The following is a 13031-nucleotide window of genomic DNA, read 5'->3' on the forward strand; positions in this document are numbered from 1 at the left end:
GCTCATCCTTCTCTGTTGGTACCGGAGATGGCGCTGCGCAGCAGGTCGCCGAGTCGTTCCCAGTCCGGCAGCCGCGTGCCGTCGCCCAGCCCGTACCAGGCCGCCGGTCGGGAGGCCGGTCCGATCGGCACCGACTTGGTCGACGCGCCGATCCGCGCCTCCTGCGGACCGATCGCGAGGCCGATCGGTCCGGGGAAGCCGGTGAAGTGCGGGTACGACGTGGTGTCGGCGGCCGCGCCCGCCGCGCTGACCAGCACTGTCACCAGCTCCACCTCTTCGGCGAGCCGTCCGATCACGTCCCGGACCGTGTCAGCGTCGGGTGGTTCGAGTCCCGGCTGTGCGACCGCGAGCATCACGGTCTCCTCGATACCGGCGGGCCGGCTGTTGATCACCGCGGACCCGGTCGCCGGCAGGACTCCATCGGTCTGTGCGCCGACCACGGTGAGGAGCGAGGGCCTCGGGGACCGGCGATGGCAGTACGCCGTCAGCGAGGCGCTGGCCTCGGCGTTCCACGGACGGTTCAACGGCTCCTCGGTGCCCCAGCCGATCGGCGGCGCACCGGTCAGCTCGGTGAACAGCAACTCGGTGGCGCGGCCAACGATCGTGCTGTCCAACGCCGGATAGCGCACGCGCGCCAGGACCTGAAGGTTGGCCCGGACGTCGAGCTTCTGAGGATCGGTCATCCACGCGGCGGCCAACTCCCCGCGACCATCGGCTCCAGTGACCGGGGCGAACTTCTTCCCGTCCCAGCTGAGTTTCACACCGGTAAGTCCGTCGTACGCCTCGTCGGACTGCACGACCCAGCGGGTGTTCCGGCCCGAGAACAGGCGGGTCCGTGCCGGGTAGCTGAGCCTGACGCCGGCCGGGGTCACCAGCTGGACGCCGCGGCCCTCGCGCTCGGCGGCGGCCACCGCATCGAGCAACCAGGCGGACAGACCGACCACCGGACGGTCCTGCATCATCACCGCTACTTCGTCGGTGATCAGATCCAGGCCGGGGCTGTAGTCAAGTGCGTTAGGCATTCTTGGCTCCTTTCTCGGCAGTGGGCGGCGGTGCCCAGATCCGGCCGCCGGTGCGCTCGACCAGCTCCTCGGCGTACCGCCACGCCAACCGCGAGCCGACGTCGTGCGTCGCGGCGCGGATCTCCACCCACCAGGTCGGCGTCGGTACGTCGGCGTACGCGGGCCCGAACTGCCGCATCGGCTCGCCCGGCACCTGGATGTACATCGGCGTGTCGATCGACACCAACGGGACGTCTGCGTCGTCGCAGAGCTGGATCACCATGCCGCCCGACACCGCCCGGACCCGATGCTCGGTACCGGTTGCCGCGAGCGCCGCCAGCACGTCCTCGTCCGACGGCATCCGCTCCAGCAGCGCCACTACGTCGTACGTCATTGAGAACCTCCTAGTTGGCCGTTGCCGTCAGCAAGCGCTGTTTGGATCAACACCGGGCTGTCCCCGCGCCGCACGAACAGTCCCCGTCCGGGCGGGTAGCTGCCCGGCCGGGCGCCGGTGAAGATCTGGCCTTCGCCCCGATCGCCCGCCATCACCAGTCCGGCGCAACCGGACTCGAGCACGGCCTGCAGGAAGGGTTCGTACATCGAGCGGGACGCGCCCGAGGCCCGTCGTACGACGACGAAATGCAGATTCAGATCGCGACCGGACGCGACGTACGGCAGCAACGGTTCCAGCGGCGACTGACCGCCGGTGGTGAGCAGGTCGTAGTCGTCGACCACGACGACGATCCGTGGTCCGGTGTTGTCCGGCGTGCCGGAGTCGTCGGGCATGCGCCGCTCCAGCTCCTCGGCGATCGCGCCCGCCAGCCCGCCGGCTTGCCGGATGTTCGTCGCGTGGCCGCCGATGTAGTCCTCGGGCAACGACTTCACCACGTCGGTCAGGGAGCGTCTGGGATCCATCACCCCGAACACGAGCTCCGAGGACGCGGCGTACCGGTCGGCGAGCTGTTGCATGACCAGCCGGAGCAGGTTCGTCTTGCCGCACTCGTTGTCGCCAAAGGCAACCAAGTTGCCGTCGTCACCGGACAGGTCGAGCAGCACCGGCGCGAGACCGGCCTCGTCCAGCCCGATGGGCACCCGCTCCGGCTCCGTCACCGAGCTCGGCAGCGCCCGACGTCCGACCTGGAACGGCAGCACCCTGACCTGCGGGGCGAGCGCGCCGCTCCAGGCAGACCTGATCGCGACCGACTGCGACTCGAGCACCTGGCTGAGGCGATCGTCGTCGACCCGGCCGTCGACCCGCGGCAGCGCGACTTGAGCGAACAGCTTGCCCTGCGGGGTGAGCAGCCGGCCGGGCCGGGCGCTGCGCATCGTTCCCTGCAGACGCGTGTCGATCATGGAGTCGGACGGATCGTTCAACCTCAGCTCGAGCACTGTGCCGAACAGTGACTGCAGTTGCATCCGTACGTCGTTCCAGCGCAGCATCCCCGCCACGACATGTACGCCGTACCCGCTGCCGCGCTGCAGGATGTCCGCGATCGGCTCGTCGATCTCGTCGAACTGCGTCCGGATCGCGCCGAAGTTGTCGACCAGCAGCACGATGTCCGCGCAGGGCAACTCGGGGACCTCGCCCGCGCCGTGGAGTTCGCGCAGGGTCTCCATGGTGTCGATCCCGCGGTCGCGGAAAACGCGTTCGCGGTGGTCGATCATCCCCCGGATCTCCTCCAGCGTCCGCCGCAGCCGGTTCCGGTCGGTGCGGATCGCGATCCCGCCGACGTGCGGCAGATCGCGCAGCGGCTGCAGTCCGCCGCCGGCCAGGTCGAGGCCGTAGATCGCTACCTCGGCAGGGGTGTGGCTGTGGGCGAGCGCGGTCACGATCGTCCGGATCGTGGTGGTCTTGCCGGACTGCGGACCGCCGATCAGTGCACAGTGCCCGCCGGCCGCGGTCAGGTCGAGCCGCATCACTTCCTGCCGTTGCCTGCGGGGGTCGTCGAGCACTCCGATCGGCGGCGCCAGCTGCGGCGACCCGGCCGGGAACTGGAGTCCTCGCGGACCTGGCCGTGGATCGCCCGCGAGCTGGTCCAGCGTGCAGGCGACGGGCAGCGGCGGCAGCCAGATCTGGCTCACCTTCCTGGCGGCCGGTTTGACCTGGCCGACGAACATGTCGAGCACGGTCGGGCCGGTTGTGCGCTCGGTGGCACCGTCTTCGTCGTCGGCTGCGGCCGCGAGTCCACCGAGGTCTTGCTGGTACGGCGTCAGCAGGTACGGCCGGACCACCGGGCCTGGTTTCTCCGGCTCGCGGTTGATCCGACCTGTATACGGGCCGGAGACGTACGCCGCCTTGAACCGCTGGTACACCGAGACGTCCACCTTGAGATAGCCGAAGCCCGGCAACGGCGGCAGATGGAAGGCGTCGGTGGTGTCCAGCACCGAGCGGCTCTCGTCCTCGGAGAACGTCCGCAGCCCCAGCCGGTACGACAAGTAGGTCTCGAGCCCGCGCAGCTGACCGCTCTCGATCCGCTGGCTGGACAGCAGCAGATGTACGCCGATCGACCGACCGATCCGGCCGATCGACAAGAACAGGTCGATGAAGTCGGGCCGTACGGTGAGCAGTTCGCCGAACTCGTCGATGATCACGAACAGGTGCGGCAACGGATCCAGTTCGGGCCGCTGCTGGCGGAGCAGCCGGTAGTCGGTGATGTTCGCGATGTTCCCGGCATCCCGCAGTACCCGCTGCCGGCGCTGGACCTCACCGGCCAGGCTCGCGTACGCCCGTTCGGTCATGGTCGGGTCGTCGACCAGGTTGGTGATGATCCCGGCGACATGCGGTACGCCGTCGAACGGGGCGAAGGTCGCGCCGCCCTTGTAGTCGATCAGAACCATCGCCAGGTCCTCCGGGCTGTGCGTGGCGAGCAGCCCGAGCACCAGCGTGCGCAGCAGTTCCGACTTGCCCGACCCGGTGGCGCCGACGCACAGGCCGTGCGGCCCCATCCCGAGCTGGGCAGACTCCTTCAGATCCAGCATCACTGGGGCGCCGGCCTGGTCGAGACCGATCGGAACCCGCAGGAAGTTCCGCTCGCCGCGGGCGGACCACATCCTCGCCCGGTCGAGCCGACCCGGGTCGTCGATGCCGAGCATGCCCATCACGTCGACGTCGGACGTGTACGCATCCTCTTCGGCGGACTCCTTCGACAGCCGCAGCGGCGCCAGCCTCCGGGCGAGGCCTTCGGCGACGGCAGCGGTGGTGCGGTCGGGTTGACCGGTGGCCACCAGTGGCTGGGCGCTCCTGAGGTCCTCGACCACCACCTCGTCGCCTTGTACCGAGATCCGGACCGCGACGTTGCTGGGTTCCTGGGTCCGGTCGGCGACCAGGTGCAGAACAGTCAGACCGAGCGCTGGAGTGTCTTGTCCCTCGCCCTGTGCGCGGACCTCGGCACTGACCTGCCCGTACGTGTCGTGGAGCACCAGGAGCCGCTGCGTCAGCCGGCGGCTGTCCTGCTGCCCCATGGATCCACGCCGAGCCTCGCTGGCCCATTTCGTCCGCTCCGACAGATCGTTCGCGATCAGGCCGGCCAGCTCGACCGGCGACGGCGCGATCCTGCGGAACGGGTGCGGACCGTCCTGGCGTTCCGGGTCCAGCACGTGCGGCAACCAGCTCAGCCACTGCCAGTCCTTCATCGCGGCGGGCGGGTAACACGCCGCCAACTCGACGTCCTCCGGCGCGTGGAACACCGCCAACTGCAGCAACAGCGACCGGGCCACGTTCACCACGCCGTCACGATCGCCGACGATGCTGACGTTGCCGACCTGGTCCATCGGCACGGTGAGGGGCATCTCCGGCATCAGCGCAAACCGGCGTACGACGGCCTGCGCTTCCGCCATCATGAACGGATCAGGCGGATCCATGGTGGCGCCGGGGTTCTGCACCACGGTCGCCGGACCGACCGGGATGCGGCCGGTGCCGCAGCGGACCTTGAGGAAATCCGAGTCGGTACGTCGGCGTTCCCACAGCCGCGCCGGGTCGCGCGCGCAGTCGACCAGGGCGTCGCTCGGCGGGTCCAGGAGACCGGCCTCCGAACGTACTGTCCGCTCGGTCTTGGCGAACTCGTCGCGCAGGCGCTCCAGATAATCGAGGTACCGCTCGCGCTGCTTGCGCCGGTCCCGGCCGGCGCGACCGCGTTGCGACATCGCCGACCCGAGTACGCCGGCGAGCGTGGCCACCAGCATCGCCGCGCCCACCACCATGAACAGGGTGCTCCGCGTCACCGCCATCATGCCGACCGAGCCGAGTACGCCGGTGATCGGCAGCAGCGCCTGCATCGGCCCGCCACCGCCGCCGGCCTGGCCGAGCGTCGGCGGCGCCTCGATCACCTTCGGCGGCTGCTCGCCGAGATGCCGGGTGCTCCGCGCCGGGCGGTGCACGAGGGTAGACACGGGATCTCCTTCCGGAAACGTTTGCGCTCAGGGCTCAGCGGGACGGGGTCGTCGTCGGTCGTTTGGTGGCTGGTCGGGTCGACTGGGTTCTTGGTGGTGTTGCTGACGAAGTGGCCGATGGCGACGGGCTCGGAGCCACGGTTTGGGCCGGTTGGTTCTGTTGCTGTTTCTCCTTCGCCAGTTCGCGATCGATGAAGGACCAGCCGACGCATCCGGCGCAGATCACAGCGGCCAGCGCGACACTGGCGAACAACTTGCCGACGCCCTCGTCCAGGCTGTGCCGGGCCCGATCGGCCCCGAACAGCGCGGCGTCACGGAGCCGCTGCCGCCGTACGCTGACGGACTCGATGATCTGGTTGTTGTACTCCCGAGGCACGGCCGGTCACCCCGTCCCGCCGGCCGCAGCCAGCGCCTCGTCGACAGACGTCCGGCTCGGGTGGAACTCGTACACCCCATCGCCGACCAGGAACATCGTGTCGGTGAACCCAGGCATCTCGAACAGCCACCAGCCCCGGACCCCGCGACGCCGCCAGGTCGCCAGGTCGGCCGCCGTCACCGGGTCCGGTGACGCCGACTGCACGGTCAACCAGGCGGCGAGCTCGGCCGCGGGATCGACATGCTGCAGACCGTGTTCAACCGCGTAACCTTCTAGTTGCTCGTCGTACGGCGTCGCGCTGCCGAGCATCCAGCTGTCGCGAGTCGACTTCACCACCACGATCGGACCCGCGCCGACGGGCGGCCGTCCCTCACCGGTGTCGAACCACTCTCTCGTCGACCAGGCGAAGACCCATGCCCAGCCGACATCCGCCACGTGCTCGTCATCGGTTGCCAATCGCAACAGTTCGCCCGGCGACTCCACGCTCTCCAGGAACGCGGCTGCGACTGCACGCGCTTCACTCCGCTCCATGCCTCTGTCCTTCGTTGCTTCCGTAGTTCGTCCGCAGGAACTCGAGGCCCGCGCCGAACCGTTCCAGCCGGGCCCAGGTGCGCTGTTGCGGGTCGACGAAGTACACGCGACCGTGGCGATTGACGACCATGAACACGTGCCCCGACGTCGGGATCCCGAGGAACGAGCGGTAGCCACATACCAGGCCTCGCGCCCCGTCACCGGCCCGATAGATCTCCTGCGCGATCTCCTCGAAGTCACCGACCTCGCGGAAGGTCGTGTACGGCACGCCGACCCGCTGCGTCATCCGCAAGCGCTGACTGCCTTCGAGCTCCCGTGGATCAACCATCACCGCCGAAGACGGCTGCCCCCGCAAGGTCAACTCGGCCGCGATGACCGACCCCTCACAATTCTCCCACTTCCGCCGAGCCGGCAACCCCGGCCGATCCGGATTGACATCCACCAACTCCGGAAACACCCGCCCAAAGTCCACCCCGCGCCCATTCCCTCTGTGCACCTGAGGAACCGCCTGATGTTCCACAGAAGATGCCCCAGGCAACTTGTCGTGCGCCTCGGGGATCTCGTTGTGTGCCGGCGTGCCGGTCGGTTCGAACTGCTCGACCCTGCCGTCCGGGTGCCGCAGTACAGCGCCACCCGTGTGGTCGAAGGTTCCTCGCCCACCACCCCAGACGGTCTTCCCGGTCCGCGGGTCAACAACCTCGTAGCGCACCCTGAGCGCACCCGGCCCCGCGTCCGGCACAGACGGCACGAGCTCAGCCCGCACCTCATGCCCAGACCCGATCCACCGATCCCACTCGTCGCCCATCCGCTCCCAGGCAGCCGCATTCACCCGCGCCTCCCGAGGCACCAACCGATCCACCGCAGACCACGGAACATGCCGCCCCAACGGATCAGCCCCAACCGCCTCCCGCGCAGTCACCCACAACCCCGGCGCCCCACCCTCCGGACCCCCACCCCGAAACTCATTCCGCCCCAACCGCCCAACAGCCCCAGAATCCCCAGGACCCTCGGAACCAACGACCGAACGCGAAGGCACACCATCTCCACCCACCGAACCAACCGGCGAACTTGGTGTCTCGCCGACACCTGGACCGGAGTCGGCCCGCGAGTGTGAAGGTTCGCCAGCTTGCTGCGTGGTGCCGGGGGTTGGTGGGCGATCGGACTTGGGGTAGCGGTAGTCGATCATCTGCGAGTCGTCGGGCAGCTGCCCGAGTTCGCCCCACCGACCATCGGCACCGGGTGTCAACCACCGCTCACCCGGCCGCCGCATCGCAACCTCGAGCCCCCGCAGCGCGCGAGTCCGCGGCGGCCACGCACCGGTGACCGGCGCGTGCTCGTCGTACAACCGCTGATTCCCGTCCCACCACCGCACTCGCCCACCTCGGTCGACGAACGCACCGAACGCATGCCCGCTGCCCTCATGCCAATCGACACCGAGATACGCCAAGGTCCCCGGCGGGCTCCCGCGCAACGACCGCTCCAACTGCTGGTAGGCCTCGGCGGTGAACTCCTCCGGCGTACTGCGCAGCGGGTCGTGCGATCGATACCCCGGCCGGCCGCCAATCCACTCCCACATCTCCACGCGCGACTCCCCCGTACCGAACGCATTACCTACCGCAAGTCTCGGATCCCCACCGTGCATCATCTCGGCGAACACCCGGAACCGTTCCGCACAAGCCGTCCGCGTCGAAAGCTTCCCGGCCGACCCGTCGTCGAGGATGCCCGACCACTCGTCAACCCGCTCGAGCCGATCCCCGGCCGAAGCCTCACGTACCCGTTCCAGCTTGCGCCCGTCCGGATCCCCGCTCTCCCACAAAACCGGCCGTACGTCGGGCCGCGCCTCCCCCGGCACCCCCACCCGCTGCCGATCCGACCGCAACGACTCAATCAACTTCTCATCACCAGACCGCCACCGAGCAGCCCGACTGATATCCGGATCCTCCCGACGACCCTCACCCCGCCCAGCCTCTCCCGGCCCGTCAGAACGCCCCTGAGCACGCCGAGCCCCGTCCTCCCCAAGCAGTCGACGCCCAATCTCCCCAAGATCCCCGTCATCCCCACCACGCCCCGAGTCCTCGACACGCCCCGGCTCCCCCGGCTGCTCGACCCGACGCGGTTGCGCGGCGTGACCCGGCTGATCGCCGTGGCGACCCGCGCCTTCCGGCGTTCCAGAACCGTCCTTCGTAGGACGGGCGCCTGAATCGTCGTCCCCCGACAGCCTGCGCCCGATCTCCGCCAAGCCTCCGTCGTCACCGTGCCCCGAACCTTCGCCACGACCCCGCTCGACACGATCCGGATCTGCACCAGGCCACTCGGGGCCCTCCGCCTGCCGTGGCCGCTCCGCGCGACGCAGTCCGTCCTCGTAGGTCGGGTTGTTGGCATGGGTCGGGTTGTTGGCATGGGTCGGGTTGTTGGCGTGAGTCGGGTTGTTGGCGTGAGCTGGGTCCGCGTGGGTCGGGTCGGTGGAGGTCGGGCTGTTGGCGTGGGTCGGATTGTTGGCGTGAGCTGGATCGGCGTGGGTTGGGTTGTTCGTGTGGGTGGGCTTGTTGGTGTGGGTTGGGGTGGTGGGCTTGGGGGCGTGGCGGACGGTGCCGCCTTCTTCTACTGCGTGTACTGGGGGGCGGTCTCCTTCGGGTAGGTGGTGGGTTATTTCTGTTGCTGAGCGGGACGGCAGACCTCCGGTCGGCGTACGGCCGTGTTCCGTTCCAAGCGCTCGGCCGAACGCCGTACGTGCGTCGCCCGTCAACTTCCCGCGGATGTCCAGACCGCTGCGGGACGCGTGCCGGACCAGCTCGCGTACGCCGGCCTCCACCGAACCGGGCGACGGCGTGCCGCCGAGGTGGAGTCCCTCGATCTCTACGTGAGTCCGCGTGTCTCGGATCGTCAGCACCGACGTCGGGCGGCCGTGCCGGTCGTACGAGACGAAGGTCCGGCCGTTCGCCGGCACGTTGACGCCGTCGCCGTCTCCGAGGTCGACGTGCGCGTCGGTCTTGGTGTCGTTCTCGACGACCTCGACGCGGCCGCCTTCGCGGCGGAACTCGTCGGCTGCGCGAGACAGCCGGTTCGCGGTCGCGCCCGGGTCGATGCCGGACGGGGAACCTGCCGTACGGCGCGCGTGCAGATCCGCGAAATCCCGGCGTACCAGATCCAGCGTCTCGTGTTCGAACATCGACTCGGTCCGCCGCGCGATCTGCTGTACGTCGGACGGTGACCACTCGGACAGGCCGCTGCCGGGGAGACGGTCGGTACGGCGGCCGATCTTGTGGTGGAAGTCGTGCGCATCGGCGAGCGGCATCTCCGACGTGACGGCGAGGCCGCCGTTGTCCGCGGCGTACCGCGCGACGAAGTGCTCGACCGCGGTCGCCGCGCCGCGCAAACCCTTGTGGGCGCTGCCGAGTTTGCTCAGCTGCATTTCACCGTGGCGTACGTCGAGGGAGATCGCGGACGCGATCCGGTCGCCGACGCTGGCGACTACGGCGTGCGGGTGGGATCCGTCGAGGGCTTCGGACAGGTACTCGCGGCCCTTGCGTTCACGTTCCGGCAGGTCGTCGGGGCCCAGCTCGCGGCGCGCTTGCTGAGCGAACATCTCGTACCGCGGGCTGCCCCGATCGAGCAACTCGACCCGAGCCCCTGGGTGCTCGTAGAACTGCCGCACGCGCTCCCCGATGAACCGCACCGCACTCTCAGGTACGCCGTCCCCGACGTTGCGATCCGCGCTGTCGTCAGCGTCGCGGTCCGCGTTCCGATCGTGGTGGAGCGGGCGATTGGTCGGCGAGCCGCTCTGGCCGGAGCGAGCCAGGTGCCCGGTGTCCACGCCCGCCGTCGCGGCGACCGGCGTGAACGGCGCGGGCTCGGGGTGGGTCTTGGCCGGGTCCGGCGTGTGGTCTGGACGATCCGTGTGGTCTGGGTGGTTGGGGCGATCCGTGGTGTCTCGACGGGTGTGTTCGCGGGGTGTGGTGGGGGTTTCGGGGCGGGGTTTGGTTCGGTTGGGTTTGCGGTCGTCGTTCGAGTGGGTTCGGTCCGAACCGTCGTCGGTCTGGTCGTGGCCTTCGCGTCGGGGGCGGTCGGGGTCGATGCCACGGGACGGCGTACCGCTGTCGCCACGGTGGGCGTTCGGGATACCGGAGCCTGCGGGGATCGGGGTCGGGTTGCCGATGGGGGTCGGCGTACGTTCGCGGCCGGGCTGCTCGGGGTTGCCGGGCTGCTCGGGTTCGGCGGGCCGGCGTGGCTCGTTCGGCCGGCCCTGCGGCTCTTTGCGGCCGTCGGGGCGTTCCTTCGGCTCGATCGTGGTCGGTTTGCCCTCGGTCTCTTCCCGCTTGCGGCCGCGGTCGCTGGTCCGCGGGTCGTGCTCTTTGCCGGGATCCTGCCCGCGCCGATCCCCCGGCTCGCCCCGACCCGGGTCGCCGGTATGACGCGGGTCGACCGGGTTACGTGAATCGACTGGCTGGCGCGGATCGACCGGCTGGCGTGGGTCAACCGGGTGACGCGCATCCACGGGCTGGCGCGGATCCACCCTCTCCCGCGGATCGACCGGGTTACGGGGGTCCACCGGGTTACGGGGGTCCACCGGATTACGCGGATCGACCGGATTACGCGGATCGACGGGGTGGCGGGGATCGACGATCTGTCGCGGGTCCACCAACTGGCGTGGGTCGACCGGATTGCGCGGATCCACGGTCCCACGTGGGTCGACTGGCTGGCGTGGATCGACCGGGTGACGGGGGTCGACCGTCCCACGCGGATCCACGGTTCCTCGCGGATCGACCGGGTGACGTGGATCCACCGTCCCGCGCGGGTCTACCGGGTTGCGTGGATCCACCGGCCCACGCGGATCCACCGTCTCGCGTGGGTCTGCTGGGTGGCGTGGGTCCACCGGCCCGCGGGGGTCCACGGGCTGGTGGGGGTCGATGGGGTGGCGGGGGTCGGCTGGGTTGTGGGGGGTGTGGTTGGGGTCGGTGATGTGGACCTGGGGTAGTTCGGGGGTGAGGGTCTTGCTGAGGGGTACGCCGCGTTCGATGCGTACTGTTTCGCCGAGGATCGGGATGTGGGAGATGCCCTTCAGGACGTCGCCGAGGACCGGGAGTTTGCTGGTGCCGCGGATCGCGGTGGCGCGGATGTTCGCCTTGAAGTCCAGGTAGGCCCCGGCGTGATCGGCGATCTTGCCGATCACAGGCACCTTGCTCGCCAGACCGGCGAACTTGCCCACCTTCGTCGCGAGCGTCGCGAGCTTGCCGACCCCAGGGACGAAGCCCAGTACGCCGGCCACCGCGCGCGCCTGATTGCCGGAGTTCCAGTCCTCGCGGATGTCCTCGATCTGGGAGTCGAACCTGGCGTCCATGTCCTTGCCGAAGCCTTCCGGCGTGACCAGGTCGATCGCATCCCCGACGCCGGGAATGGCGTGCACCAACGACACGAAGTCCATCACGGCCTCGCCCCAGGCGTCGAACGTCTGGTACATGTCGGCCGTCGGGTGCCCGAACATCGACTCGACGCCGAACCACTCCCGCGCCGCCCATTGCACGCCGAACATCACCGTCAGCGCGTCCACGGCGTCGACGGCGAAATCGCCGACGTCCATGATCCAGGGCTTGTCCCAGTCCTCGTACCCGCCCCACGGCGGGTAGACCGGATCTTCGTTGTGGACCAGGACCTTGGGGCCGGTCCTCATCGGCATCCCCGGCTGCCAGTTCCGGTCGAGCGTCTCCGGGTCCCAGCCGGCTCCGCCGTACAACGCCTCGATCTTGTTGGCGCACCGCACCTGACAGTCGAGGATCGCGAGGGTGAGGTTGGTCATGTCCTCGCCCAACCGGTTGTTGTCGGCAATGATGTTCTCGTAGTCGTTCCAGTCCTCGCCCTCGGACGTGACCTCGCGATCGATGACGTCGAGGAACGTGTACGCGTCCCGCTTGGTGCGTTCGAGCCGCTCGTGCAGCGGCCGGACTTCGCGCACGTAATCCTGGATCGCATCGCCGGCGTCCTTGATCGCGTTCCCGAGCCGGGCGCATTCGTTGTACGCCGGGTTGATGGAACACATCAGCTGGTACGCCTCCGGCGCGACGTACACGCCCTGCAACTGCCAGAAGCTCCGGCTGACGGCCGAGCCGGTGTCGGTGATGAACTGCCCGACGTCCGACAGATTCCTGCCGTTGGACTCGACGTAGTCGAGGTCGCCGGGGATCAGGTCCGGCAGACCGTCGGGATTGACCAGTGGCATCAGGCAGCTCCGCCCGGGGTCTTGCCGGTGTCCACCGTCGACGTGCCCCCGGTGCCGGTGTACGGCTCGGCCGGACCCAGTTCGTCCCCGCCGGCCCTCTCGAACTTGCCCTGGCCGGTCGAGGGAGCCTCGGGCTCCGGGCGCTCCGCCTCGCGCGTCTTCATCTGTTCCTCCGACTTGCGCTCCGCGACCTCGTGCTCCCGGTCGAACACACCGTTCGCGCCCCGCGCCGCGTTCAGCGCCATCTCCTGATGCCCGTCCAGGTAGGCGATCGTGGCGTCCTTGGCCCCGGTCATCGACGCGATGATCTGCGCCGCGATCGCGTTGAACGACCCGTTGTAGGCGATCGCGAACCCGTTCAGCGCGTCGGCGATCATGCCGCCGGCGTTACCGGACACGCCTCCCAGGTACGAGCCGTAGTTCCCGGCGTACGTCTCGAGCTTCAGAGCCTCGTCGTACGTCGCCTGTAGCACCTGGCTGACCCCTTCCGGGTCGATGTCCCAGTCCGTCATGGCCCGGC

The 13031-nt window shown here is 69.3% G+C and carries 7 protein-coding genes; all 7 read right to left on the minus strand.

All coding sequences use genetic code 11. The features are described 5' to 3' along the window. Positions 1–2: 2 nt before the first annotated feature. The 7 genes from OHB24_RS38525 to OHB24_RS38555 are packed head-to-tail and all read right to left on the minus strand — an operon-like array spanning position 3 to position 13023. A complete protein-coding gene (locus OHB24_RS38525) occupies positions 3–1022 on the minus strand; it encodes a DUF6177 family protein (RefSeq protein ID WP_327635883.1) in 1020 nt (339 codons plus the stop codon). Beyond that, the gene (locus OHB24_RS38530) at positions 1015–1395 is read right to left on the minus strand and encodes a hypothetical protein (RefSeq protein WP_327635884.1); all 381 of its coding nucleotides are present in this window, start codon (positions 1393–1395) and stop codon (positions 1015–1017) included. Before OHB24_RS38530 ends, OHB24_RS38525 begins: the two co-directional genes overlap by 8 nt. Next, the gene (gene eccCa / locus OHB24_RS38535; RefSeq protein ID WP_327635885.1) at positions 1392–5390 is read right to left on the minus strand and encodes a type VII secretion protein EccCa; all 3999 of its coding nucleotides are present in this window, start codon (positions 5388–5390) and stop codon (positions 1392–1394) included. The genes OHB24_RS38530 and eccCa overlap by 4 nt, the downstream gene beginning before the upstream one ends. 34 nt (positions 5391–5424) lie before the next feature. Then, positions 5425–5766, minus strand: a complete 342-nt coding sequence (locus OHB24_RS38540; RefSeq protein WP_327635886.1) for a hypothetical protein — start codon at positions 5764–5766, stop codon at positions 5425–5427. A 6-nt stretch (positions 5767–5772) separates the two neighbouring features. Then, positions 5773–6297, minus strand: a complete 525-nt coding sequence (locus tag OHB24_RS38545) for a YrhB domain-containing protein (RefSeq protein WP_327635887.1) — start codon at positions 6295–6297, stop codon at positions 5773–5775. After that, positions 6284–12511, minus strand: a complete 6228-nt coding sequence (locus OHB24_RS38550) for a toxin glutamine deamidase domain-containing protein (protein ID WP_327635888.1) — start codon at positions 12509–12511, stop codon at positions 6284–6286. Before OHB24_RS38550 ends, OHB24_RS38545 begins: the two co-directional genes overlap by 14 nt. Beyond that, positions 12511–13023, minus strand: coding sequence for a DUF6507 family protein (locus OHB24_RS38555; RefSeq protein WP_327635889.1), 513 nt, complete (start codon positions 13021–13023; stop codon positions 12511–12513). The genes OHB24_RS38550 and OHB24_RS38555 overlap by 1 nt, the downstream gene beginning before the upstream one ends. Between the last annotated feature and the right edge of the window lie 8 nt (positions 13024–13031).

Source organism: Kribbella sp. NBC_00482 (genome assembly GCF_036013725.1).
Lineage (GTDB): Bacteria > Actinomycetota > Actinomycetes > Propionibacteriales > Kribbellaceae > Kribbella.